Source organism: Shewanella livingstonensis, assembly GCF_003855395.1.
Taxonomy (GTDB): Bacteria; Pseudomonadota; Gammaproteobacteria; order Enterobacterales; family Shewanellaceae; genus Shewanella; species Shewanella livingstonensis.
Genome location: NZ_CP034015.1, coordinates 2,187,019 through 2,212,924, shown reverse-complemented (window position 1 = coordinate 2,212,924; position 25,906 = coordinate 2,187,019). Strand labels below are relative to the sequence as shown.

At 40.0% G+C, this 25,906-nt stretch carries 21 protein-coding genes; 11 read left to right on the top strand and 10 right to left on the bottom strand.

Annotation, left to right across the window (positions count from 1 at the left end; all coding sequences use genetic code 11):
* Positions 1–101 precede the first annotated feature (101 nt).
* Positions 102–515: a YccF domain-containing protein gene (locus EGC82_RS09545; RefSeq protein ID WP_124730549.1), complete on the top strand. Its 414-nt coding sequence runs from the start codon at positions 102–104 to the stop codon at positions 513–515.
* Positions 516–673: 158 nt separating this feature from the next.
* Complete coding sequence (locus tag EGC82_RS09540; RefSeq protein WP_124730548.1) at positions 674–1,141, top strand: EVE domain-containing protein; 468 nt, start codon at positions 674–676, stop codon at positions 1,139–1,141.
* A 152-nt stretch (positions 1,142–1,293) separates the two neighbouring features.
* On the opposite strand, the gene EGC82_RS09535 is transcribed toward EGC82_RS09540, so the two are convergent.
* Positions 1,294–2,082 (bottom strand): TIGR00266 family protein, encoded by a 789-nt coding sequence (locus EGC82_RS09535; RefSeq protein WP_124730547.1) that lies wholly within the window; start codon positions 2,080–2,082, stop codon positions 1,294–1,296.
* Positions 2,083–2,254: 172 nt separating this feature from the next.
* Positions 2,255–3,184: a LysR family transcriptional regulator gene (locus tag EGC82_RS09530; protein ID WP_124730546.1), complete on the bottom strand. Its 930-nt coding sequence runs from the start codon at positions 3,182–3,184 to the stop codon at positions 2,255–2,257.
* Positions 3,185–3,400: 216 nt separating this feature from the next.
* Between EGC82_RS09530 and EGC82_RS09525 the strand changes: the two genes are divergently transcribed.
* The 3 genes from EGC82_RS09525 (at position 3,401) to EGC82_RS09515 (ending at position 6,394) form a co-directional block, all read left to right on the top strand.
* A complete protein-coding gene (locus EGC82_RS09525) occupies positions 3,401–4,561 on the top strand; it encodes a homogentisate 1,2-dioxygenase (RefSeq protein WP_124730545.1) in 1,161 nt (386 codons plus the stop codon).
* 70 nt (positions 4,562–4,631) lie between these two features.
* Positions 4,632–5,672: a 4-hydroxyphenylpyruvate dioxygenase gene (gene hppD / locus EGC82_RS09520; RefSeq protein ID WP_124730544.1), complete on the top strand. Its 1,041-nt coding sequence runs from the start codon at positions 4,632–4,634 to the stop codon at positions 5,670–5,672.
* A 104-nt stretch (positions 5,673–5,776) separates the two neighbouring features.
* On the top strand, positions 5,777–6,394 hold the full coding sequence (locus EGC82_RS09515; protein WP_124730543.1) for a LysE family translocator: 618 nt from the start codon (positions 5,777–5,779) through the stop codon (positions 6,392–6,394).
* 14 nt (positions 6,395–6,408) lie between these two features.
* Here the strand turns inward: EGC82_RS09515 and EGC82_RS09510 are convergent, their stop codons facing one another.
* A complete protein-coding gene (locus EGC82_RS09510) occupies positions 6,409–7,590 on the bottom strand; it encodes a GNAT family N-acetyltransferase (protein ID WP_124730542.1) in 1,182 nt (393 codons plus the stop codon).
* 112 nt (positions 7,591–7,702) lie between these two features.
* Between EGC82_RS09510 and ggt the strand changes: the two genes are divergently transcribed.
* The 4 genes from ggt to EGC82_RS09490 all read left to right on the top strand — a co-directional run bounded on the left by ggt (position 7,703) and on the right by EGC82_RS09490 (position 13,228).
* The gene (ggt, locus tag EGC82_RS09505) at positions 7,703–9,454 is read left to right on the top strand and encodes a gamma-glutamyltransferase (RefSeq protein WP_124730541.1); all 1,752 of its coding nucleotides are present in this window, start codon (positions 7,703–7,705) and stop codon (positions 9,452–9,454) included.
* A gap of 441 nt (positions 9,455–9,895) precedes the next feature.
* On the top strand, positions 9,896–11,512 hold the full coding sequence (locus tag EGC82_RS09500) for a methyl-accepting chemotaxis protein (protein ID WP_124730540.1): 1,617 nt from the start codon (positions 9,896–9,898) through the stop codon (positions 11,510–11,512).
* A 79-nt stretch (positions 11,513–11,591) separates the two neighbouring features.
* A complete protein-coding gene (locus EGC82_RS09495; RefSeq protein WP_124730539.1) occupies positions 11,592–12,821 on the top strand; it encodes a hypothetical protein in 1,230 nt (409 codons plus the stop codon).
* Between the two features lie 11 nt (positions 12,822–12,832).
* On the top strand, positions 12,833–13,228 hold the full coding sequence (locus tag EGC82_RS09490) for a type 2 periplasmic-binding domain-containing protein (protein WP_124730538.1): 396 nt from the start codon (positions 12,833–12,835) through the stop codon (positions 13,226–13,228).
* Positions 13,229–13,838: 610 nt separating this feature from the next.
* Here EGC82_RS09490 and EGC82_RS09485 read toward each other — a convergent pair.
* Entirely contained in the window at positions 13,839–15,065 is a 1,227-nt protein-coding gene (locus tag EGC82_RS09485; RefSeq protein WP_124730537.1) for a YibE/F family protein, read from the bottom strand.
* A 335-nt stretch (positions 15,066–15,400) separates the two neighbouring features.
* A complete protein-coding gene (locus EGC82_RS09480; RefSeq protein WP_244212565.1) occupies positions 15,401–17,593 on the bottom strand; it encodes a bifunctional metallophosphatase/5'-nucleotidase in 2,193 nt (730 codons plus the stop codon).
* 832 nt (positions 17,594–18,425) lie between these two features.
* On the opposite strand from EGC82_RS09480, the gene EGC82_RS09475 reads away from it, so the two are divergent.
* Complete coding sequence (locus EGC82_RS09475; protein ID WP_124730535.1) at positions 18,426–20,525, top strand: bifunctional 2',3'-cyclic-nucleotide 2'-phosphodiesterase/3'-nucleotidase; 2,100 nt, start codon at positions 18,426–18,428, stop codon at positions 20,523–20,525.
* A 71-nt stretch (positions 20,526–20,596) separates the two neighbouring features.
* Here EGC82_RS09475 and EGC82_RS09470 read toward each other — a convergent pair whose 3' ends face one another.
* Both EGC82_RS09470 and cobB read right to left on the bottom strand, forming a co-directional pair.
* Entirely contained in the window at positions 20,597–21,043 is a 447-nt protein-coding gene (locus EGC82_RS09470; RefSeq protein WP_124732615.1) for an AAA family ATPase, read from the bottom strand.
* A 31-nt stretch (positions 21,044–21,074) separates the two neighbouring features.
* Positions 21,075–21,797, bottom strand: a complete 723-nt coding sequence (cobB, locus tag EGC82_RS09465; protein ID WP_124730534.1) for a Sir2 family NAD+-dependent deacetylase — start codon at positions 21,795–21,797, stop codon at positions 21,075–21,077.
* A 360-nt stretch (positions 21,798–22,157) separates the two neighbouring features.
* On the opposite strand from cobB, the gene fur reads away from it, so the two are divergent.
* Entirely contained in the window at positions 22,158–22,589 is a 432-nt protein-coding gene (fur, locus tag EGC82_RS09460; RefSeq protein WP_124732614.1) for a ferric iron uptake transcriptional regulator, read from the top strand.
* Between the two features lie 181 nt (positions 22,590–22,770).
* Here the strand turns inward: fur and EGC82_RS09455 are convergent, their stop codons facing one another.
* The 3 genes from EGC82_RS09455 to sucC all read right to left on the bottom strand — a co-directional run bounded on the left by EGC82_RS09455 (position 22,771) and on the right by sucC (position 25,853).
* A complete protein-coding gene (locus EGC82_RS09455; protein ID WP_124730533.1) occupies positions 22,771–23,697 on the bottom strand; it encodes an AEC family transporter in 927 nt (308 codons plus the stop codon).
* A 117-nt stretch (positions 23,698–23,814) separates the two neighbouring features.
* Positions 23,815–24,687: a succinate--CoA ligase subunit alpha gene (gene sucD / locus EGC82_RS09450; protein WP_124730532.1), complete on the bottom strand. Its 873-nt coding sequence runs from the start codon at positions 24,685–24,687 to the stop codon at positions 23,815–23,817.
* Positions 24,687–25,853 (bottom strand): ADP-forming succinate--CoA ligase subunit beta, encoded by a 1,167-nt coding sequence (gene sucC, locus EGC82_RS09445; protein WP_124730531.1) that lies wholly within the window; start codon positions 25,851–25,853, stop codon positions 24,687–24,689. Before sucC ends, sucD begins: the two co-directional genes overlap by 1 nt.
* Positions 25,854–25,906 lie beyond the last annotated feature (53 nt).

Here is a 25,906-nt window from a genome sequence, read left to right as displayed (position 1 = left end):
ACAGTATAAAAACAAACTTTAACTCATAAAAATCAGTTGGTTAAAAATATGGCACGAATATGGCTTACATTAAGTAATATTGACTATTGATAGGATTGAAAATGTCACTTTTACGCTTAATCTTTAATATTGCTTGGTTTTTAATGGGTGGTTTTGTTATGGGGCTAGCCTGGTGGTTTGTAGGGATACTGTGCTTTATTAGTATTATTGGCATCCCATTTGGCCGTGCTTGTTTTGTTATTGGCGAATTAGCTTTTTGGCCATTTGGACAAGAAACCGTTAACCGAAAACATATTTCAGGCCAAGAAGATATTGGCACTGGCACGTTAGGTTTGGTCGGTAATGTCATATGGTTTTTGTGCTTTGGTATTTGGCTCGCGATTGGTCATCTAGTCCATGCTCTAGCTTGTTTTGTAACTATTATAGGTATTCCTTTCGCGTTACAGCATCTTAAGTTGGCCCTGTTAAGTTTAACCCCTATTGGCCAAACTGTTATTGCCAAACCAATTTATTAACATTCATTAATAACCGTTGAATGACCACTGTTGTAAAAAGCCGATAGTATAATACTATCGGCTTTTTTATTTGCCTAATCGCATCAGCAACGTGTACATTGCCATCTTTAAGCGCTAAAAGGTTATTCAGCCTCTTTAATGACAAGTAATGGGATCACATGAACTATTGGTTAATGAAGTCTGAACCAGATGACTTTAGTATTGATGATCTACAGATGAGTGAGCAGCAAACCGTTGCTTGGCAGGGTATTCGTAACTATCAAGCACGTAATTATATTCGCGATCAAATTGCCTTAGGCGATGTAGTGTTGTTTTACCACTCTAGCTGTAAAGTACCTGCCATTGTGGGTTTAGCAAAAATTAGCAGTGATGCTCAAATCGATATCAGTGCTTTTGATAACCGTTCACCGTATTTTGATGTGAAATCTAACACTAATACGCCTCGATGGTGGCAAGTCGATATCCAATTTATGGCCAAACTTTCTCAGCCAGTGAGCTTGAAACAATTGAAAGCTGATCTCGCACTGCAAAACATGGTATTAGTGGCTAAAGGTGCTCGCTTGAGTGTACAACCGGTTTCCCAAGAGCAATATCAACACATTATTAAATTAACAACCCCGAATTAATAACCTTAAATAATGCTTTTGATGAACAACTGGAGGGGATCAATAAACAGTCAGTAAACACCTTAACTCATAGACTCTTTATTCGCAGGATAGCCGCTCAGACTTATATAATATTTAATTATCTAAATAAGCCTGAGCATATAATGTCCGTATTAGTTAATCATTCGTCCTATTCCACCAAGAACAGAGCCTTCGCCTTTATCTTTACCACCACTAGATGGTGCATGAGCAATAATACGGTCAGCCATGCGAGAAAACGGTAAGCTTTGTAACCATACCGTACCATGGCCTTTTAAGGTGGCAAGAAACAAGCCTTCGCCACCAAACACCATTGATTTTAATGAACCTGAACGCTGAATATCATAATCAATACCAGGAGTAAATCCGACTAAGCAGCCAGTATCAACCCGCAATGTTTCACCGTGTAATTCTTTTTTAATTAATGTCCCACCAGCATGCACAAACGCCATGCCATCGCCTTTTAGGCTTTGTAGAATGAATCCTTCGCCACCAAAAAAACCGCTTCCTAAGCGCTTATTAAACTTCATGCTCACCTGCGTACCAAGTGCTGCGGCTAAAAAACTGTCCTTTTGACAAATAAGCTCGCCTTGATACTGAGCTAAGTCAATCGCCAAAATAGTTCCAGGATACGGCGCGGCAAATGCCACTTTTCGTTTCTGCTGGCCCTCATTGGTAAAGTGAGTCATAAAAATACCTTCACCCGAAATAGCACGTTTACCTGCGCCAAGTAACTTGCCAAAAAAGCCTGATTCCGGCTCTGACCCGTCACCCATTTTAGCCTCAAAACAAATATCTTCTTCAACATAGGTCATGGCGCCAGCTTCAGCGATGACGGTTTCATTTGGATCCAGTTCAACTTCAACAAGTTGCATACTAGAACCGATAATCTCATAATCTACTTCATGGCTTTTTCTGGTCATTTTCATTCCTTAAAAATTAATCTATTCATTGTGGTCGGCTAACACGGCGAGGCATTATTCGATGAGTATATTTAAGGTAACAAAATGAACCGCCATTTAACACGATAACATTTCAGTATGTTATGGCAGCAATGTATTATTGATGCCCGCGAGAACAGACTGACGCCAATATTTAGCCTAATCCTGCTCCACTTAAGCCTAATTGTTGTTGCAGTTGATATTGTGCAAACTCTTCTAGAATCAATTCGGTAAATAATTGCCCCGCTCGGCCAAGTGGGCGTTCTAACGTTGACACTAATTGCGGCGTAAAACTAAATCTATTGCCGCCAATAAAATCAATCGCGATAAGCTCTTGCTTAACTAACTCTTCAGCAATTAAAAAATCTGGCATCCAGCCAAAACCTAAGCCTTTTAACAACGCATTTTTTTTCATTATGAAGCCCGATAAATAAAATACTTTATCACCGCCAAATTGCATTTCATCACGGTCACGTTTACCAGGAGATGAGTCTTCAATGGTTAACTCAACATGTTGTTGTAACTCAGGTAAACTAATCCCTTTAAGCTGACTTAATGGATGTTGTGATGATGCCACTAGCACACTGGTAATGGTTGGCAGAGCTTTAGGATGATACGAGGGGCCAGTACGATAATCCTTAACCAGCATTAAGTCTGCTTGCTCACGCTCAAAGCGATGTTGCACCCCGCCTAAAAATTCCATATTAAGTTGAATTTTGGTAGGGATATTATGTTCTGACATCCGCTTAAGCGCGGTCATAATCGGTTCCATCGGTAACGCACCGTCGATAACCAATTCAAGCTTTGGCTCCCAGCCCTGGCTAAAGCGACTGGCAAGATGTTCAATATTGGCTAAATGTTGTAACAGCCGTTGCCCTTCGGCCAAAATAACCTTACCTTCTGGTGTTAATTCCGCTCGATAATGATCTCGATTAAATAATGTTACGCCTAAATGTTGCTCCAGTTTTTTAACCTGATAGCTCACTGCCGACTGGGCCTTATGTAATCGCTCCGAAGCTTTTGAAAAACTCCCTTCCTCAACAAGCACTTGCAGTACATTAAAGGCATCAATATCTATTCGCATATGGTTTCCACTGTCTTGTTATCGATACACTAATGTAAAGCTAACATAACAATCTAAAAAATCGATAGTATTGCGCTATTTATTATTCTTTTTTTTGTTGATCTTTACCACTAAATTGTTAATAAGATCACATATTGGTTTAACCTATGCGATTAGGCCCTAACAAAAATAATATTACGCCACGACACTCGTAGTCGATTCACCGTAGGACATCACATGCCATTCTATGTTAAGCAGGGTCAAATCCCGACCAAACGTCACATTGCCTTTGAAAAGGACAACGGCGAGTTGTACCGTGAAGAATTATTCTCGACCCATGGTTTTTCGAATATTTATTCCAATAAATATCATCACAACATGCCAACTAAAGCGATAGACGTTCAACCTTACTCGTTATCTCATGGTGAACAATGGCAAGACTCGTTAATTCAAAATTACAAATTAGACTCGCGCCAAGCCGACTGCCAAGGCAACTTTTTTAGCGCCCGAAATAAAATATTTTTCAATAATGATGTTGCGATGTATACAGCGAAAGTAACTGAAGACACCAAAGAGTTTTACCGCAATGCGTATGCTGACGAAGTGGTGTTTATTCACGAAGGTGAAGGCCAATTATTGAGTGAATACGGCATCATTGATACCAAAAAATGGGATTACTTAATTATTCCACGCGGGACCACTTACCAACTTAAATTTAACGATTATCAAAATGTACGCTTATTTGTTATCGAATCGTCTTCAATGGTAGAAGTGCCTAAGCATTTTAGAAACGAATACGGCCAAATGCTGGAATCGGCCCCTTATTGTGAGCGAGATATTCGTACCCCAACCTTGGCTGATGCCGTGGTCGAAAAAGGTCAGTTCCCATTAATGTGTAAGTTTGGTGATCGCTACCAGAAAATGACTCTGCAATGGCATCCATTTGACCTAGTGGGCTGGGATGGTTGCGTATATCCATGGGCATTTAATATTACCGAATATGCACCCAAAGTAGGCAAAATTCATTTACCACCGTCTGAGCATTTAGTCTTCAGTGCACACAATTTTGTCATTTGTAACTTTGTGCCACGCCCATACGATTTTCATCCGAAATCGATCCCAGCACCTTATTATCACAACAACATCGACAGTGATGAAGTGTTGTATTACGTCGACGGTGACTTTATGAGCCGCACTGGTATTGAAGCAGGTTATATGACCTTACATCAAAAAGGTGTGCCCCATGGGCCTCAACCTGGGCGCACAGAAGCCTCTATAGGCAAAACTGAAACCTACGAATATGCGGTGATGGTTGATACCTTCGCCCCACTTAATTTAACAACTCATGTAAAAAATTGCATGAGTGATGATTACAACCGCTCTTGGTTAGAAAACTAAGACCACATTTATCTTTAACCAAAGTCACCAAAGAGTGATGGCGTGTTGACATAACATAAAGGAAAACAAAATGGCTAGCGAACTTAATCCACTGGGACTTTTAGGCATTGAATTTACTGAATTTGCCAGTCCAGATACTGAATATATGCATCAAGTGTTTATTGATTTTGGTTTTTCAATGTTAAAAAAAGCTAAAGATAACGACATTGTTTACTACCAACAGAATGATATTAACTTTTTATTGAATAAAGGCCGTGCAGGGTTTTCTGCTGAATTTGCTAAATCTCATGGTCCGGCTATTTGTTCAATGGGCTGGCGTGTTGAAGATGCACAATTTGCATTTACAGAAGCAGTAGCCCGTGGCGCAAAACCGGCTGATGATGCCAATAAAGACATGCCTTATCCGGCTATTTATGGCATTGGCGACAGCTTAATTTATTTTATCGATGTCTTTGGCGAACAAAACAATATTTATCAAACTGACTTTATTGATTTAGAGCAACCGATTGTCACACCAGAGAAAGGCTTTATGGAAGTCGACCATTTAACCAATAATGTCTATAAAGGCACCATGGAAAAATGGGCTAACTTTTATAAGGATATTTTTGGTTTTACCGAAGTACGTTATTTTGACATTAGTGGTGCACAAACAGCACTGGTGTCTTATGCGCTACGTTCTCCAGATGGCAGCTTCTGTATCCCGATAAACGAAGGCAAAGGCAATAACAAAAATCAAATTGATGAATATTTAGGTGAATACAACGGCCCAGGTGTTCAACATCTGGCGTTCAGAAGCCGCGATATTGTAGCCTCATTAGATGCTATGGAAGGTACATCGATCAAGACATTGGATATTATTCCAGAATATTACGATACCATTTTCGACAAGTTGCCACAGGTGAGCGAAGATCACGATCGTATCAAGCATCACCAGATTTTGGTTGATGGTGATGATGATGGTTACTTGTTACAAATTTTCACTAAAAATTTGTTTGGCCCAATCTTCATTGAAATCATTCAGCGTAAAAATAACCTTGGCTTTGGTGAGGGTAACTTTACCGCATTATTTGAATCGATTGAACGCGATCAAATGAAACGCGGCGTGCTGTAATTTTATAGACACGAAGTGATACATAAAAACCAGCAAATTGCTGGTTTTTATCATTTTAGCCTATTACACTCTGCCATCCATATCGTTAATCAAAGACTTTACTCATGCCAGATTATGCTGTGCTTGCCGTTTTTATCCCGACGTTCTTTTTTGTGTCTATCACCCCTGGAATGTGCATGACATTGGCCATGACCCTAGGGATGAGTATTGGTGTACGTAAAACGTTATGGATGATGCTGGGTGAATTAGTCGGTGTGGCCTTAGTCGCTATTGCAGCAGTACTTGGGGTTGCCAGCATCATGCTCAATTACCCACAGGTATTTGATATCCTTAAGTGGGTTGGAGGGGCATACCTTGGCTACATTGGTGTTAATATGTGGCGCGCAAAAGGCAGAATGGCCATCATTAATAATATTGAAGTAAAAACCAGTCGTGTCAGTTTAATCAGCCAAGGATTTATTACCGCTATAGCCAATCCTAAAGGTTGGGCTTTTATGATTTCGTTATTACCACCATTTATAAATGTCGATAATGCCGTAGGCCCGCAACTTGCTGTGTTACTCGGAATTATAATGATCACCGAAAGTGTCTCTATGCTGGCTTATGCTAGTGGCGGTAAAAGCTTACGGCTATTTTTAAGCCGCGGCGATAATATCCGTTGGATGAACCGTATCGCCGGAAGTTTAATGATAGTGGTTGGTATTTGGTTAGCACTAGGCTAACCGATACAGAATAACTATGACTGAGCTTCAATCGACTTATACGGCAGTTGCTGACACATTTGTTGCATATAAATATCAATGTGCGCTTGTTCTTGCTGACAAAAGTGGCTAATTGCACTATTAAAGCCTTCATGAGCAATAAAGTGGTTGGAGTAAGTTTTCACCGGTAGAAATCCTCGCATCACTTTATGCTCACCTTGTGCGCCGGCATCAAATACGCTTAATTGATTGGCAATAGCAAACTCAATTCCTTGGTAGTAACATGCCTCAAAATGCAATCCATCACATTCGGTTAAGGCTCCCCAATAGCGGCCAAATAAATGTGTGTCTGACACTAAGTACAATGCCGAAGCAACGAGTTCTCCGACTGTATCCTCAATAATCAATAAACGTATCGACGCGCCCATGGTTGCCGCTATTTGCTCAAAAAATGCAGGTGATAAATAACCTGCATGACCAGAACGTTTTAAATAAGTACTTTGATAACAACGAACAAAACTCTGCCACTGTTCATTACTGGCCTTATCGCCATCAACAAAACGGAACTGTAACGCATGCCTGGCTAAAGTCCGCTCTTTGAGAATATTTTTACGTTTGCGTGAAGTTAATGTGGCTAAAAAATCATTAAAGTCAGTGTAAGCTTGGTTGTGCCAATGAAACTGGCAACCCACTCGTTGCATAACTCCTGCTTGAGAAAACTGCTGCTGTTGTACAGTATCGGTAAATAAGCAATGCCAAGACGACCAGTTCTGTTCAATCACGGTCTGCGATAAAAAGTGTTGAATACTCTCTATTACCGATTGCTGCTCTGTTATTGCTAAAGCAGTACTAAAACCCACACGCCGACCTGTGGTGGGCGTAAACGGAATACTGCCAACAAGTTTAGGATAGTATTCTATATCATTGCGCTCGTAGGCTTCAGCCCAAGCCCAATCAAACACATACTCACCCCAAGAATGCGTTTTAAGGTACAAAGGCATCAAGGCAATAATATTATCAATATCCAGCACCACAAGATGCATCGGTGTCCAACCCGTTTCAGTGCTGACACAACCACTCATTTCAAGTGCAGATAAATATTCATGGCGGGTAAAAGGGTGAGACACCCCAAAAATCTCATTCCATATAGAACAATCTATGGTGTTAATACTATTAACAAACTTATATTGATACCCTTGTGATTTTACTTGTTTCACCCACACCTACCCTATAATAATTAACGCTTTGCTACTAAAACTCATACCAATTTTTGTTATCATGTGGCATGTTCTACCACAATATCTTTTCTATTTACGCCAAGGATTAATCGTGACACGATTCCCTAAATTAACACCACTTCTATTAAGCAGCGCATTAACGCTGACGCTTTGTTACCCCGCAGTTCATATTGCTAACAGCCAAGCAAACGACATTTCAATTTTCAGTGAAATGGCAACGGCTCAGCCAATCTATGCTAAGCACGGCATGGTTTCAAGCCAAGAAGCATTAGCCAGCCAAATTGGCGTTGATATTTTAAAACAAGGTGGCAACGCGGTCGATGCGGCCGTAGCAGTGGCCTATGCCCTTGCAGTAACCTTACCTCGAGCGGGTAATATCGGTGGCGGTGGTTTCATGCTGGTGCATATAGCAGAGCAAAATAAAACCATTGCTATCGATTACCGTGAAACGGCTCCGGCAAAAGCACACAAAGACATCTTCCTTGATAAACAAGGCAATGCCGTCGATAAGCTCAGTCGTGAGCATGGTTTAGCGGTTGGTGTTCCGGGGACCGTCATGGGGATGGAAGTAGCATTAACACAGTATGGCACCATGACCATGGCTCAAGTCATTAAGCCTGCTATTAAGCTTGCCAAAGAGGGTATATTAGTCACTTCAGATCTATCAAACTCTTTAGCTGGTCTTAAAACTCGTATTACCCAATGGCCAAGTTCAGCAGAAATCTTCTACCATGCCGATGGCAGTAATTATCAGGTCAATGAATTATTCAAGCAACCTGAATTAGCGCAGTCATTATCATTAATTGCCCAGAAAGGCAGCAAAGGATTTTACCAGGGTAAAACAGCAGAAAAAATTGTCTCCGCGGTCAAAAATGCTGGCGGTGTGATGAGTTTAACTGATCTCGCTAACTATAAAGTGGTTGAGCGCGAACCGGTTAGAGGTAATTATCGCGGCTACGAAGTGGTATCAATGCCACCGCCATCATCTGGTGGGATTCATATTATCGAAATGCTCAATGTACTTGAACAATTCCCTATTGATAAATTAGGCCACAATACCGCAGATACCTTACATCTTATGGCGGAGACGATGAAATACGCCTATGCCGACCGTAGTGAGTATTTAGGTGACCCTGATTTTGTTACCGTGCCAGTTAAACAATTGACTAGCAAAGAATACGCTAAAGAGATTGCCAGCAAAATCTCGATAAATAAAACGACACCCAGCAGTGAAATTAAACCGGGGAAACTGGCACCCTATGAAAGCGATCAAACTACCCACTTCTCGGTTATCGATAAATGGGGCAATGCCGTTGCGAATACCTATACCCTTAATTTTAGTTATGGTTCGGGCTTAGTCGCTAAAGGCACGGGGATTTTATTAAACAATGAAATGGATGATTTTTCGGTTAAACCAGGTATCCCTAATGGTTATGGCTTAATTGGTGGAGAAGCCAATGCAGTGCAAGGAAATAAGCGCCCTCTTAGCTCGATGAGTCCAACCATGGTGATGAAAGATGGTAAACCTTTCATTGTTACCGGCAGCCCTGGTGGCTCGCGAATTATTACAATTACCTTGCAAATGATTATGAACATTATTGATCATAACTTAAACATTGCAGAAGCAACCGCTGCTGCACGTATGCATCACCAATGGTTACCTGATTTTATTTGGGTGGAACATACATTGAATCGCGATACAATTTCATTACTTGAAGCCAAAGGTCACAAAGTGAAAGTGCAAGAGTCGATCGGCAGTACTCAATCGATAATGATGACAGAACAAGGTCTTTTTGGTGCTTCAGACCCAAGACGCGCAGGTTCTGCGGCGATTGGCTACTAGATCACTAAGCCATAGCTTATAAAAGTGAGAACGGTTTTACATAATGTAAAGCTGTTCTCATTAATTATTAATAACAACAATAAATAACTTATAACTCGACTTAATATTTATCAGCTTAGTGTTACTCAACCGTAACACTTTGCATAATAATTTTATAGCCAAAATCATCCTAACCAACCTCAAAATATAAACAGATTTAATGATAACCCTCCCCAGGTAACAACAAAAAAAACTATCTAAATCAAATTATTAGTAAAAAAAACAGTTACAGCAACAACCGTTTTAAACGCTATAACGAATAACAACTCACTTTTCTATCCGCCACAACTCTTTTTACACCTATATATTAACCGTTAAGCAAACGTTAATAATTTTAAGTAACAATCGAAACTGTTATTATTGTCCACCAGTTTCGACTTAACTAAATTAACACAAGGCCATATGCAGCTAATTAATTTAAAAATCAGGCATAGAATTGCCCTGCTAACGTTTGTCGCTATCGTGTCATTTGTCATTTCGATTATCATCAATAATCAAACCGGCAAAAATAATGCACAACGCTTAAATGGACTTCAAAATCAACTTTATCCAGCCTTAAATCTTGCGACAGTGAATCAAGGCCTAATATTACAATTAGATCAAACTATCCAGTCGGCAATTACCACGGGGGAAGAGGATGCCTTAGACGTCGCCAATACTATGGTATTGCAAATTTCAACTAATTTGCGCCAACTTGTTGAACTACTGCCAGAAGAAGCCAGTACTGCTAGACAACTGAATAATGACGTTAGCATCTATTATAATAATGCTCGTAGTTTAGCCGCTGAATTTATTAAAGATGATGTCGACTTTAGCAAAATACAGCTTCAAGCGGCTGAAAATGCAAAGCGATACCAAACATTAGTCAAACAATTTGCCGATAAAAAATCACTTTTATCTGAACAATTTCAGCAAAGTATTCAAGCAACTATCGCCAGTTCAAGCCAGGCAGAAAATAGTGTCCTACTGATTGGTGTAATTGCGACTGTGTTGATGGTTATCATGGGCTTATTAGTTAATAGCTCCATCATTAATACTATTGACAGTGTGACTCAGTCTTTACGTAATATCTCCGAAGGTGAAGGTGATCTGCGTGCACGGATCCACTATGCAGGCAAAGATGAAATAGCCCAACTTGTTTACTGGTTTAATCAATTTGTATCTAAACTTCAATCATCTATTGCCGATACAAAGAATACCACTGAACATTTAACCGAAGTTGCGGCAACGTTACTTAGTGGCAGTCAGTACAGTGAACTCAATGTACAACAACAAAATGAGGCCATAGAGCAGATATCGCAAGCGATGAAAGAAATGTTTGTAAGCGTCACTCATATTGCTGAATATGCTTCCAGCGCGGCATTGGAAGCAGAGAATGCCAACACAGAAGCAAAAAAAGGGTTTGTGATTGTCAATGATGCGGTAAATACCATCAAAGAGTTGGCGGATGAAGTACAAACAACAGCTGTTGTAGTGAACCAATTAGATGCTTTTACTCATAAAGTAAACGATATCTTGGGGAGCATAAGCAGCATTGCAGACCAAACAAATTTATTGGCTTTAAATGCCGCCATTGAAGCAGCCAGAGCGGGTGAACATGGTCGTGGATTTGCTGTGGTTGCCGACGAAGTAAGAACATTAGCGTCTCGCACTCAAACATCGACACAAGAAATACAAAAAGTACTTAAAGAGTTAACGACGACCTCAAAACAAGCTGTTGATGCTATGCAGCGTGGTATTAAAACTGCGGATAAAGGTGTTAAATCAACGTCAATGGCAGGTGATGCTCTTACCAGTATTACGCATAAAGTCAGTGCAATATCTGAAGTAAATGACCAAATTGCCACCGCAACTGAAGAGCAACACAATACTTCAGTTTTGATCCAGCAATATGTGACCGAAATGGAAAGCGGCGCACAAAAAGTTAGGGCGACTACCGCTGATATGGGCGGTATTAGTGTCGACATCCAAAATATTAGTGAAAAATTACAATCAATTACAAATCAATTTAAGGTGTGAGATTGATTGTAAATGCTGTACCAGAAACAAAAAAGATAAGCCCTAAGGGCATGATGATTGATGATCAAGGAGTAACACTATGCAGTTTAATTTAAAAGTATTATCTGTTGCAATATCAATGGCAATGGTTCCAAGTTTAGCAGTAGCAGTAGCAGATGAAGCTGCTGATGCTAAAATCGCTAAACTAGAACAGCAAGTACAAGCTTTGCAATCGCAGCAAAATGCGAGCCTAACAGACAAAGTTAAATTTAATGGTTTTGTTAGCGGCGCTTATATTAGCTCAGACAATGACGTTGGCTATAACAGTGCTGATTCAAGTGCAAACTTTAGTGAAGACAGCAAAGTTGGCTTACAAGCAACATTCGATATTTCTGACAGCACTCAAGCTGTTTTACAGTTAATGATGCGTGGCGAATATGACTGGGAAGTTGAAGCTGAATGGGCTTATTTATCACACCGTTTTGAGAATGGTATTAAGCTTCGTGGTGGTAAACTTCGTGTGCCATTATTCATGTATTCTGACTATTTAGATGTGGGATACGCACAACCATTTGCGCGCCCACCAGAAGAAGTTTACGGTGCAGTGCCGTTCTCATCATACACAGGTGCAGGTGCATCATATGATGTCGACTATGATGACTCAACCCTAACAATGCAAATATTTGGCGGCGAATCAACAGTTAAAAGTACTGGCACTGATGTCAGTAATTTAATGGGTGCTAATGTCAGCTGGACAGATGAAATATGGACTTTACGTGCTGTGTACGGTCAAGCACAGCTTGATGGTAGCGCTAACAGTGAAATAGATGTTGAATTAGCGCCAGGTGTGATTACCCAAGCAGATTATATCGTTTTAGAACTCAATGATGAGAAAGGTACTTTCGCAGGTGTAGGTGCAAGTTATGATAACGGTGAAGTTATCGCTGTGACAGAATTGACCCGTGTTGAAGTTGATGGGGCATACCCAGATACTGATTCAGGTTATTTGACACTAGGTTATCGTATTAAAGAATTTACGCCTTATGTGACTGTTGCTTACATGAAAACTCAGGATAATGACGAGCGTCTGCCACTATCTCAAGCGGCTGCAGTTCAAATGGTTGCCTTTAATGCTGAACGTATGGCTTACAGCCTAGGTTTACGTTGGGATGCTATTGATAACGTCGCGGTAAAATTTGATGTCACTTATGCTGATGATTTTGGTGACACTTCAGGCGGATTCTCGGGCAACAGCATCGACACATCAACAGGTAAGTTTACCTATGATGACACCTTGATTTACACCGTTAAATTCGACGCAGTATTTTAAGGGGTATGATAATGAACAAGTTACTGACTATTTTAGTACTAAGTTTAACCGCCGTTACCTCAGCTAATGCTGCGGTTGTGGTCATTGGCAATCCTGCTGCTGCAGACATCTCAATTAATGATGTTAAAAAAGCTTTTTTAGGTAAAGGTGATTCTTCAGTCGTGGTTTACGAGTTAGAAGAAGGCAATCCAGTACGCAGCGAGTTTCATCAAGCCGTAACCGGTAAATCAGATGCACAGCTTAAAGCATTTTGGTCTAAGCAAGTTTTTACCGGTAAAGGTACTCCACCCGCGACTGTTGCAGGTGCCAGTGCAATGAAATCTGTAATAGCCACTAATCCTAATGCTATTGGCTATATTGATGAAGCTGATGTTGATGCCACAGTAAAAGTTATTATTAAGCCATAATAACAAGGTGTTAATTCACTCCTAAAGTCATTGTTGCAAAGCCGAACAGCCAAATGGTTGCTCGGCTTTTTTTGTTACACGCTAATGAAAACCTTTATGCCCCAATAGGTAGCATAAGATTTTAAAAGCATGCAAACGATTAAATTAGCAACATCTTATGACTCGATTTCGAATATAAAATCAAAAGGATTTCATAATAACGTTTTCTTTCTAAACTGCGGCAGCCCAACATTGCCATAGTGTTAGGCCAAAATGCCTGCTCAATGTCACTATTTCAATATACACCAGTGACATATGATTTAACGCAGAACTGATAACGCCACATGATATAGAAAATCCTTTTTTATCTCATAAGACATCATCAACCCAATTTCCTTTTGCCTACATCAACACTGTAGATTATTTACTCGTATGTAAGCAAAAATTGCATTATTACTGCAATAAATCATGATAATAGTTAATGTCCAGCAAGCCCTACTTTGGTGAATACTATTGAGGTTAATTATATTTGGTATTGTGGCCATCCAGGTAAAATACATTCCAACACCTTGCCACCTAGTTGAAACAATAAGCTAAACAATTTATATCGTATCCCTATTTTTAAGCATCATTATTCATTGCCTGAGCTAATGACCATGGTGGGATCAACGTTAATCGAATGAGTAACCATCTCATCAATAGAGGGTATTGACACTGTTTCGTTGTCAGTTACTGGCGGTATACTTGGTGGACTTAGCATATATCTCGCTAGCCATGCCGTCAGTGGAATCGTAAGCACAATCCCTACACTACCCGCTAATGCATGGATAATTGCCAATGCGATAACCGGAGTATTGATAAATTGTGTCAGAGGCATATCTAAGCCCCACACCATCATAATGGTAGTGAGAGAGCTACCTGCAAAAGCTAAGATTAGCGTATTTGTCATCGTTCCCATAATATCTCTACCGATGTTCATACTGGCTCGCATTAACTGGGTTGGTGAAAGTTTTGGGTCAGTAATTCTCAGCTCGTTATAAGCAGAAGCAATGGAGATGGCTACGTCCATAACCGCACCTAATGCCGATATCATAATGGCAACAAACATTAACCATCTAACCTGTATGACTTGATTAGATATATAGATAACGTCCTCGCCTTTATCGAGGTAAATACCAGATAGATGAGCAAATTCACCGAATACTTGCGCCATTACGCCTGCAGCAATAACCCCCAGCAAGGTTCCACCCATAGCGCAAAAACTTTTGCGGTTATAGCCCGATACTAAAATAAAATTAACCACAATTTTAATACCCATCAACACGATAGTGATAGGCACAGGATTGAATCCTGCAAAAATACTTGGAATCAGTACTCCAATAATAAGCGCTGCGGTAAAGTAAAGTGACACAATAGAATGAAGCCCCTCCTTTTTACCGAAGGAAAGTAGCAGTAGTACAAAAGAAAATCCCATCCAATAAATGGCCGTTGAGCGTTTGTGATTATAGGCCCAGTAAACTTTTTCTCGATCTGTAGTACGGATCATCAAGATAAAAACATCATCAGTTTCAACCAACACATTATGTTGGCGACTCAGTGGATTTTGAATTTCGACTATTGTTCCTATTTCAGGGCCTTCCAATATTTCAGCATTAAAAACTTGTTTACCGGTTAATATTGAAGGTACTTTGACATCAGGAGCCAGTTCGTTGCTGATAATGTTCGTCACTCTAGCGTCAACAAAACTCTGTTTCAATGACGATTTTGCTTTAAAGTTATCACTCAAGCTAGGAGAGAAGTAAAACAACATTGTTGAAATGAGGGTGATCAGGATAGCAAAACGGTAGTCTTTTAACATAGGCTGCCTTTAATTAAAAAGCCTCAATAAAGTAAGTATGATTGACGTTGATTGACGTTGATTCAAATTTGGTGATGAATTTTATTAGCAAGGGCATCAAATTATTTACAGGCTCCAAAATCTATAATTAAATAACCTCCACTAAAACCTTAAGCTGTTATAGATAAAAAGTTGTAAAATTTGTTATCTGTAACCTGCCTCCAGTAGAGTTGAAGTGATATAAAAGCTTATTATTTATGATATTTTTAAAACAAACGTACTTGTCAGTAGAGTCAAATTGGAAATAGAGTCAAAAAAAGGCCCGTTACCGAGCCTTTGAGTATGTTATGTGTAGCTTATTCAGCTTCTACACAACCTTCATAGACTTTATTTTGATCTGCATTACCTTTGTTAGGATTCGCAAAGTAACTTGTAGCATCATTAAAGTTAACTGAGTAAAGGATCCCTGGATATTTAGGGTTTTCTGGATCAATCTTGACACAAATTTCCTTGTTCACCAGTTGAGTCCAAAGAGCTTGACCTGCACCTTTATCGGTACGTGCAAGTGTAATGGCACCGTTCGCTTGGTACTGTTTAAATTCCCAGTTGTTGTTAGTGTAGTCACTTGCATTAACTGACTGATTGGTGAGTATATATTCCGTTAACATGTCACGAATTGCGTAGACGCTTTCATTGACCGAATCAAAGAATTTATCTTCTCCAGTCGCAGAGACCCAACCATACATTTTTAATTGAGAACCGTAACGGTAGCTGTTAATTGCTAGTTTATATGTCGCCTTAGGATCAAATGGCTCGCCATTAATTTCAGAAATATCAATCCGGCTACCTTCATTAGTAACTTGATACTTGCCATCATCTCCCTTAGTTTGTGCCAGTGCATCACCAGTAAGATCTACGACAAACTTAATGTTGCCATCAAATTGGTCATAGTTGTAAGACTTAGCGCCCTTACGGAATGACACCGTAATGTCACCATCTTGGTATGGGTTGAAATAGCTATATGACCATTCCATATAACGTTTTAGATTCTCACCTGTAATATTGACACCGATTAAGGTGTTATCGTAGAGGTACAAACGAGTAGAATCTTTTTTAGCGTACTCTTGGCCGTCAATAAGATTTGAGCCATCAGAGAACAATGATGCAGCTGAAATATCAGCACCAGACTTTTGCATTTGAATAGTGTTAATGAAATCCATTAACGGGGTATCTTGTACTTTAGCGGTATGAATAGTGGTATAAAGTCTGCCTACTTCATTATTAAGATCTTCATGAACCGCTTCATCTGCGCCTATACCTGGAGTAAACACACCAACAACTTTACCAATCACTTCTTGTGCATCAGTTTTAGCCATATCATCGACATATTGGTACTGTGCACTTATATCTGCATCTTGTTCTATATCCTTGGTTGAAATATTTGCAAGCGTGGTGTCGACCATTTCCCACTTACCAGCAGTATTCTTTTTAAGCTTAATATCTGCTGTAGCTAATGCTGAGCCCCATTTACCAGGTTCAATAATTTTAACGCTATTAGCGCGGTTAGATTCATCATAAACACCGGCTAGACTTTTATCTTCAGCATAGTGTTTAGCTTCTACTGAAATATCTTTGGTCACAACATCGGCGCCAACGTCACCTTTAGTGATACTTTCAATATACGTTGCGTGTTCATGGCCAGCGAGAATAACATCGAATTGATCAGCCATTACAGCCGCTACTTTATAAACACCGGTGCCACCACCAGACGTTCTGCCTAAATGGAAAGCGCCAACGATAACATCAGGCTGAAACTCTTTTACTAATGTAGCCACTGCAGCTTGGGTTGATGCTAATTCTTCCTCAAACTTTAACCCTTTAAAATGTTCTGGAGCGGAAGCTTCCCAGTTAGGTATATTTGAAGGCGTTAGACCCACAATGGCAACTTTCGCCCCATTAACTTCAAATACTTGGAAAGAGCGTAAATAATTAGTATTACTCTCTTCCCACTTGATATTGTTTGATACTACAGCACCATTGAAATGTTCTAGATTGCGGTCTACAAACTCTCTTTCAAAGTTAAATTCATGGTTACCAGGCACCCATAAATCATAATCTAAGGCGTTTAGTGTTGAAACCACTGGATGGGTGGGATGATCATTAAATAACTGTGCAGAGTTTCCTTGAACTGTATCACCGATATCGATCAAGATTATATTAGGATTTTTAGCACGCTCTGCCTTCAACAAAGTGGCGATACGCGTTAGACCGGCATCTTTGTCTTCGCCATCGATAGCATAATCATAACCAAACAGACGCCCATGTAAATCAGATGTGGCCGCGATAGTGATAGTCACTTCGTTCGCATCTTGAATCGCACTTTTTACAATGACATCAGGGGTGTTCGAAAGTGTCTTACCTTCAACAGCCACTGACGATGTAGCACTATCTACCGGTTTATCAACATAAACAATCTCATCATCACCATTACAAGCCGTTAGTCCCAGTGCAGCAGAAATCACTACCGCTAATACTTTTTTATTTAGCATATCCATTACTCTTAATGTGTCATTTGACCCCAGAAGAAATCCCTTCTGAACTTTGTCAGCCTATTGTAATTATCTATTTGACGTATTGTTCGCCATGACCAACTAGTGTTCGATTATAAGAACGTTAGTCAAAAATAACGTGACCTAGTGCAAAAACTCTAATTAATAAGGATGGCGGACTCACATTCTGGCAACTAAGTTAATATTTTTAGAAAATGTAGCCATTATTTTTACTTAAGCATATTGCCGTCACTAAGAGACATATTGAATTAATAGACCAATAAATAAAATTGATATAAATCACTTTTCAAAGAATGAAATATAATCAATTTACTATTTATTAGCTTGAAAAGTAAACTATCAAGTGCTTAAGTTGGTGTTGTAATATCCTTAAAAAACCTACTTCACGATTGCTGCCCAACAGCGTTAGTTGAGCAGTATCCATAATGAAATCAATTTATTAAAATAAAAATATGTTTAAAAACGTTAATTTTTTGAATGTTTAACACTATTTAGTCTTATCTCATACAAACATTTTTTATCTTGCGTCAAAGTAAGTGTCTATATAAAGCTGAAATGTTTAACTGAATAAAATCATATTAATTTAAGCAACATGCAATTTATTACCTATCATCTTTCACGTTCAAAAATCGTGCGACATCACTTATTAATTAATTTTATTTAGCGCTTCATCACAATTAGTTCATTTATTAGGTTTATAATCGCCTAGGTGTTTTCATTTTATTATCAAAATAGATAAAGAATGTTAACACTACGTTAGAGGCAAATAATAATAAATACGCCTCGGGGTCAAACAAACAGAGAGACTAATATGTTAAATAAAAAAATACTTGCCGTAGTCATCGCTAGCGCAATGGGACTGGGCGGTTGTAATTCAGATAATAACGATGAAAAAATCACCGTTGCTGCTGATATCAAATTAAGAGTTATGGAAACGACTGATCTTCATACTAATATGATGGATTATAACTATTATTCAGGTAAAGAAGACAAGACAATTGGACTTGTACGTACCGCCAGTTTAATCAATGCTGCACGAGCTGAAGTCACCAACTCAGTATTGGTTGATAACGGCGATTTATTACAAGGCAGCCCTATGGGCGACTATATTGCCAATAAATTCAAAACTGATAGCAACATGCTTACCGATACCCACCCAGTTTACAAAGCAATGAATACCTTAGACTATGAAGTCGGTAATATCGGTAACCACGAATTTAACTATGGTTTATCATTCCTAGAGCAATCAATAGACGGTGCAAACTTCCCTTATATTAATGCTAACGTTATTTGTGCTGACAAAGACGGTTGTTGGGATGACGTATTATTTAATGAAAACATGTTCACGCCTTATATCATCAAAGAGAAAGTCGTGACTGACGTAGACGGTAATGAGCAAACCATTAAAATTGGTTATATCGGTTTTGTTCCACCACAGATTTTACAATGGGACAAAGCAAACTTAGACGGTAAAGTTGAAGTACTAGGTATTGTTCAAGCGGCCAATAAATTTGTGCCACAAATGAAAGCTGAAGGCGCTGATATTATTTTAGCGATTCCGCACTCTGGTATTGGTTCAAGCGAAAACCCTGGCGACCCATGGGCAGAAAACGCAACCTATGCATTAACCAACGTCGATGGTATTGATGCTATTTTCTTTGGTCACAGCCACTCTGTGTTCCCTTCTGCAACCTATAGCGATTTACCAAACACCGATGTCACTAAAGGCTTATTAAACGGCGTACCAGCAGTAATGCCAGGACGTTGGGGTGATAACCTAGGTGTGGTTGATTTAGTCGTACGTCAAGTAGAAGGTAAATGGACTGTTATTCATGAGGAATCAACAGCAAAAGCGCGTCCTATTTACGACAATGCTAATAAAGTTGAATTAGTCACTGGCGAAGCAAGCTTACGCGATGCGATTGAAGTTGAACATAATGGCACTATCGAATATGTCAGCCAACCTATTGGTGTTGCAGCGGCTGACATGTACAGCTTCTTAACCTTAGTACAAGATGATCCAACCGTTCAGATTGTATCTAATGCTCAAATAGCGCGTGTTAAAACATTAATCACTGATGATCTAAAAGATTTGCCAATCTTGTCAGCATCGGCACCATTTAAAGCCGGTGGACGTTATGCCGAAGGAGATGCAAGCCAATATGTACAAGTTGATGCTGGCGACCTTTCATACAAGAACGCAGCAGACTTATACCTTTACCCAAATACCATGGTTGCAGTTAAAGCGACCGGTGCGGAGTTAAAAGATTGGTTAGAATGTTCTGCAAATCAGTTTAATCAAATTGACCCAAGCGTTAGTGCTCCACAAAATTTGATTAATCGCGCAGGTCACCCAACCTATAATTTCGATGTTATCGATGGCTTAACGTACAAAATTGATGTAACTCAACCCACTAAGTTTGACCGTAACTGCGCAGTTGTTAATGCTGACGCAAATCGTATTGTTGACTTAACATACACAGCACCTGACGGAACGGTTATTACGGGTGATGAATTAGCAGCGATGTCATTTGTTGTGGCATCAAATAACTACCGTGCTTTTGGTGGTTCATTTGCCGGTACCGGTTCTGACCACGTGGTGCTTGAACTGCCTGATACTAACCGTGATGCATTGTCTGCTTATATCACTGAACAATCACAACCTAATGCTACCGGCGGATATGATGCTATGGTTGATCCATCAGCTGATTACAACTGGGATTTTAAAACTATTGATAATGCGACTGTTGCATTAGACATTCGTTTTGAAACCCAAGACAGCGATGTTGCCGACAAGTTCGTTGCTGATAATCAACAACGTAAAATGGTGAAGTTACCTAAAACAGCTGATGTTGTAGCTGGCTTTGCGATTTATAGCATCGACTTAACAACACCTGTTGCCGCGAAATAGTTACTCGCAAATCAACCATAAAAAAGGCGCATTATGCGCCTTTTTTATCTAAACAACTCTGACTGTAACGACTATGGTTCAAACAACTGAGCCATTTTTTTAATATGCACTAATGAAACGTGATGTTGATTTCGTTGGGCGCAAAGTTGTTGATGTTGATCATTATTAGGTTGTCCTATCTGCACCACGTTAACTTGATAACCCAATGCTTTGGCTGCAGCCTCATAAGCCATAAACTCCCACTTTGCGATATTAGTATTATCACAAATCACAATCGGTTCACTATTGGCCATGGCCTGAATAAATGCGGTTAAATTAGCCTGATGAAATTGACCAATTTTCTGTGGATTAAAACGATAGTGCCCTTGCTCATAAAAATACCTATCCGTTGAAAATAGGCCACATTGACGGATATGAATAGCCCGTTCAACACCTTGAGTCGTTATAAATTGTTCAACCCAATAAGACTTACCACTGCCAGGCAAACCACGCATAATAATCGCCAGCTTTGTCGGCATCACGTCACTAACGGCTTGCTCTAATAATGTTTCACTCACTACCAATCACCTTACCCGCTAAAATATCGTCGACTAACTTAGGTAAGATAGCACCCGCTTTACCGGTAAAATGGTATTGAAATTGGCTATGGCGATCTGCAGGATCAAGGTTAACCTCCACGGTTTGAGCACCTTGATGATTGGCACTATCGACAAAACCTGCCGCAGGGTAAACCGTACCCGATGTACCAATCGCAATAAATAAGTCACAATTATCTAAGGCATCGTGAATTCTGTCCATACCAAAAGGCATTTCCCCAAACCACACAATATGTGGCCGCAGGCGCTTACCGGGTATGCAACAGGTGCAGCAATTATCAACACCGAAAGGTTCACGTAATACAAAGGTTTGCAGCGATTGTGGGCATCGACCTTTTGCTAATTCACCGTGCATATGCAGTAATCGTTTAGAGCCTGCTCGCTCATGTAAATCGTCAACATTTTGAGTTATGACTAACAGTTCGCCGGTAAATTCTGTTTCAAGTTTCGCTAGTGCTAAATGGGCTGCATTAGGAGTAACGTCATCACTGAGTAATTGCTGCCAGCGACTATTATAGAAACGCTCGACTAATTCGATATCTCTAGCATAGCCTTCAGGAGTAGCAACATCTTCAATATGATGCTGCTCCCATAAACCATGTTGGTCTCTAAATGTGCTCATTCCCGATTCAGCTGAAATACCTGCGCCGGTCAGCACGACAATTTGCCGGTACATTGTTTGTCCTTTATTTTGATGGTGTAAAATACAATGCCATTAACGTTCTATAACCATATCAAAAATACGCTCTCACGTTACAAAATGTTGTCATTAGAGAATATAAAAAATCACAAACAAATCATTTTATAGATCTCATCATGATATCGGATAACAAAATTATCACAATAATCCCTTAGTATAAGTAAGTTTATTGAGCGATGTATAACAAATAATATCAACTTAAGTGGATGTTTTACTAAATATCTTCCATATTGGTTGATTAAGCACCTTAAGAGGTTTATGTTTTGAGACTCAAGACATATAATGATTAGAATATCCACCGATGAACCGATTGGTTCTGCAATCAAGAGATTAGCAATGACAGATGGAAATCAAACGCTAAAAAAAGCCGGATTAAAAATAACTCTGCCGCGAGTTAAAATTCTAGAACTGATGCAAGAAACTGATAATCAGCACATCAGTGCAGAAGACTTATACAAAAAGTTACTCGAAATTGGCGAAGAAATTGGCCTTGCTACAGTGTATAGAGTATTAAACCAGTTTGATGATGCGGGCATTCTTAATCGTCATCATTTTGAAAGTGGTAAAGCGGTGTTTGAATTATCCACTCAACAACACCATGATCATTTGGTGTGTTTAACCTGCGATAAAGTAATTGAGTTTACTGACGATGTCATTGAACGTCGCCAAGACGAAATCGCCATGCGACACAATATCAAACTGACTCACCATAGCCTGTACCTTTATGGACGTTGTACCAATGATACCTGTGATCATGCTGACGAATAGTCTATATTTGGATAACAAATAAACCAGCAATTTTGCTGGTTTTTTATTGGCTGATATTTATCATCTGTTTGACTCATTTTGTATAAATAGCATGGCACAAAAACGTTTAGCAGACAGTATCAAAATTTATTCATATAGCAAATATAATCCATTGATAAAGAAAGATTATTGAAAAGTATTATCAAATCAACAATGTTAGCCATAAACTAAAACTCAATACCGATAACAGTGTCGATAATACCACCGTGCTACCTAAGGTTGATTCATGCTGCTTAAGCTCTGCAGCAATTAAATAAGCATTAACGCCAAGTGGTGAGGCGCTTAGCAACACCAACATCGCTGTATTTTGCGATGCTAACCCAAATACAACATGCGCCATCACATACACTAGTGCGGGTAACAGTATAATTTTCAAACTGCTGGCGATTAATGCTAAGCGCCAATGATCGCCGATCCTATAAAAACTTAAATTAGCTCCTAAGACAAATAATGCACATGCTAATGCTGGTTTAGCCAGTAGCGCTAGACCCTCATTAAGTTGCTGTCCTAACTGAAGACGTAATGCATTAGCGAGGATCCCCAAACCAATACTCATCACCACCGGATTAAGTAGCATAGAACGAGTAAAGCGACGCCATGAAAAACCTTGGCTTTGTCCGCGTGCGGCTAAGATAAAGGTTAACGCAAACAAGGTTGCACTATGAAAAGTAATGATCATAAAAACCTGCCCTATCATCGCTTCACCTAAAGCGGCGATAATAATCGGCAATCCTACCAATACGGTATTAGAATAACTGCTGCCTAAGGCAAAAACGGCACTGGCATCACGGCCTTGCTCTGCAGTAGGACTACAATACCGATTGATGTGATAACCAATAGCAAACACCAATACTACTGGTAGATAAAAAGCCAGCAACGCGAACGGATCAATACTTTGTGCTAGCGGCGCGGCTAACATATTGATAAATAAAAACGCTGGAATACTGACATAAAAAGTGAATTTACTAATGCCTGCAATATGTTGTTGAGTAAAAAAGCCCGCTCGAGTTAATCCATAGCCAAGAGTTACCATAAACATTAATGGGAAAATAATACTGACTATGTGCATAACAACCTTATTAATACTGAAAAACTACCACAAAGAATAAACAATAACGATTAGCGGTGCAGAAAAACCAGCAACAAAAAAGGCGCCTAAGCGCCTTTTAAACTAGTAAGGTAATAATTACCAACCAGTACGGATACGCAATGCTTTACCAATGTCAGCTAAAGAGCGAACAGTTGTTACGCCTGCAGCTTCAAGAGCGGCAAACTTATCTTCAGCAGTACCTTTACCGCCGGCGATAATTGCGCCAGCATGACCCATACGCTTACCTTCTGGTGCAGTAACACCAGCAATGTAAGATACCACAGGCTTAGTCACGTGTGCTTTGATATAAGCAGCCGCTTCTTCTTCAGCATTACCACCGATTTCACCGATCATAACAATCGCTTCAGTCTGTGGATCGTTTTGGAACATTTCCAATACGTCGATGAAGTTAGTACCAGGAATTGGGTCGCCACCGATACCTACACAAGTAGATTGGCCGAAACCTTCATCAGTCGTTTGCTTAACCGCTTCGTACGTTAATGTACCAGAGCGAGAAACAATACCGACTTTTCCAGGTAAGTGAATGTGACCAGGCATAATACCAATCTTACATTCACCCGGAGTGATAACACCTGGACAGTTAGGACCGATCATGCGAACGCCAGTTTCTTCTAGCTTCACTTTCACTTGTAGCATATCAAGTGTAGGGATGCCTTCAGTGATACAAACGATTAGCTCAATGCCAGCATCGATTGCTTCAAGGATAGCGTCTTTACAAAATGGTGCAGGTACATAGATAACAGAGGCAGTTGCACCTGTTTGAGCTACTGCATCTTTAACAGTGTTAAATACTGGAAGGCCTAAATGAACTTGACCACCTTTGCCAGGAGAAACACCACCAACCATTTGCGTGCCATAAGCAATCGCCTGCTCAGAGTGGAAAGTACCCTGACCACCAGTGAAACCTTGACAGATTACCTTGGTATCTTTGTTAATTAAAACAGACATTATTTGCCTCCCGCAGCTTTAACAACTTGTTCAGCCGCGTCAGTAAGACTTGTAGCCGCGATGATATCAAGACCAGATTTCGCCAATACTTCACGACCTAATTCGGCGTTAGTACCTTCAAGACGTACAACTACTGGCACTTTAACGCCAACTTCTTTAACCGCACCGATAATACCTTCAGCGATCATATCGCAACGTACGATACCACCGAAGATGTTAACCAATACCGCTTTAACATTGCTATCAGAAAGAATGATCTTAAAGGCTTCAGCAACACGTTCTTTCGTTGCTCCACCGCCAACGTCTAAGAAGTTAGCTGGCTTGCCGCCGTGTAGATTTACGATGTCCATTGTACCCATTGCTAGGCCGGCACCGTTAACCATACAACCTACGTTACCGTCTAAAGCAACATAGTTTAATTCAAATTTAGCAGCATGCGCTTCACGAGCATCATCTTGTGATGGATCGTGCATCGCTTTGATTTTTGGCTGACGATATAATGCATTGCCATCAATACCGATTTTGCCATCTAAACAGTGAAGGTTGCCTTCGGTTGTGATAACAAGTGGATTGATTTCTAATAATGCAAAATCATGGTCGTTGAACATGTTCGCCAGACCCATAAAGATCTTAGTGAACTGCTTCATTTGAGTTGGGTTTAAACCTAACTTGAAGCCAAGATCACGAGCCTGGAAAGCTTGAGGACCTGTTAACGGATCAATGATAGCTGTGTGGATAAGCTCTGGCGTATGTTCAGCCACAGTTTCGATATCAACACCACCTTCAGTCGACGCCATAAACACAACGCGACGAGTGCTACGGTCAACTACTGCACCTAGGTACAATTCGTTAGCGATGTCAGTACAGCTTTCAACTAGAATTTTAGCAACTGGCTGACCTTTAGCGTCAGTCTGGTACGTTACTAAGTTCTTGCCTAACCAGTTTTCAGCGAATGCTCTGATTTCGTCTTTACTACCGGTAACTTTAACGCCACCTGCTTTACCACGGCCGCCTGCGTGTACTTGACACTTAACAACCCATAAGTTTCCGCCAATGTGGCCAGCTGCTTCAACTGCTTCTTGAGCAGTATCACACGCAAAGCCTTCAGAGACTGGTAAACCATATTCGGCAAATAAAGATTTTGCCTGATACTCATGCAAATTCATGATGATCTATCCATATACTTCTAATCAAATCCAACTGGCTCAATATGAGCCAG

Bases quoted from the DNA above. Each gene is read 5' to 3' on its own strand.
- EGC82_RS09545 (WP_124730549.1), top strand. From the start codon at position 102: ATGTCACTTTTACGCTTAATCTTTAATATTGCTTGGTTTTTAATGGGT.
- EGC82_RS09540 (WP_124730548.1), top strand. From the start codon at position 674: ATGAACTATTGGTTAATGAAGTCTGAACCAGATGACTTTAGTATTGAT.
- EGC82_RS09535 (WP_124730547.1), bottom strand. From the start codon at position 2,082: ATGACCAGAAAAAGCCATGAAGTAGATTATGAGATTATCGGTTCTAGT.
- EGC82_RS09530 (WP_124730546.1), bottom strand. From the start codon at position 3,184: ATGCGAATAGATATTGATGCCTTTAATGTACTGCAAGTGCTTGTTGAG.
- EGC82_RS09525 (WP_124730545.1), top strand. From the start codon at position 3,401: ATGCCATTCTATGTTAAGCAGGGTCAAATCCCGACCAAACGTCACATT.
- hppD (WP_124730544.1), top strand. From the start codon at position 4,632: ATGGCTAGCGAACTTAATCCACTGGGACTTTTAGGCATTGAATTTACT.
- EGC82_RS09515 (WP_124730543.1), top strand. From the start codon at position 5,777: ATGCCAGATTATGCTGTGCTTGCCGTTTTTATCCCGACGTTCTTTTTT.
- EGC82_RS09500 (WP_124730540.1), top strand. From the start codon at position 9,896: ATGCAGCTAATTAATTTAAAAATCAGGCATAGAATTGCCCTGCTAACG.
- EGC82_RS09495 (WP_124730539.1), top strand. From the start codon at position 11,592: ATGCAGTTTAATTTAAAAGTATTATCTGTTGCAATATCAATGGCAATG.
- EGC82_RS09490 (WP_124730538.1), top strand. From the start codon at position 12,833: ATGAACAAGTTACTGACTATTTTAGTACTAAGTTTAACCGCCGTTACC.
- EGC82_RS09485 (WP_124730537.1), bottom strand. From the start codon at position 15,065: ATGTTAAAAGACTACCGTTTTGCTATCCTGATCACCCTCATTTCAACA.
- EGC82_RS09480 (WP_244212565.1), bottom strand. From the start codon at position 17,593: ATGCTAAATAAAAAAGTATTAGCGGTAGTGATTTCTGCTGCACTGGGA.
- EGC82_RS09475 (WP_124730535.1), top strand. From the start codon at position 18,426: ATGTTAAATAAAAAAATACTTGCCGTAGTCATCGCTAGCGCAATGGGA.
- EGC82_RS09470 (WP_124732615.1), bottom strand. From the start codon at position 21,043: ATGCCGACAAAGCTGGCGATTATTATGCGTGGTTTGCCTGGCAGTGGT.
- cobB (WP_124730534.1), bottom strand. From the start codon at position 21,797: ATGTACCGGCAAATTGTCGTGCTGACCGGCGCAGGTATTTCAGCTGAA.
- fur (WP_124732614.1), top strand. From the start codon at position 22,158: ATGACAGATGGAAATCAAACGCTAAAAAAAGCCGGATTAAAAATAACT.
- EGC82_RS09455 (WP_124730533.1), bottom strand. From the start codon at position 23,697: ATGCACATAGTCAGTATTATTTTCCCATTAATGTTTATGGTAACTCTT.
- sucD (WP_124730532.1), bottom strand. From the start codon at position 24,687: ATGTCTGTTTTAATTAACAAAGATACCAAGGTAATCTGTCAAGGTTTC.
- sucC (WP_124730531.1), bottom strand. From the start codon at position 25,853: ATGAATTTGCATGAGTATCAGGCAAAATCTTTATTTGCCGAATATGGT.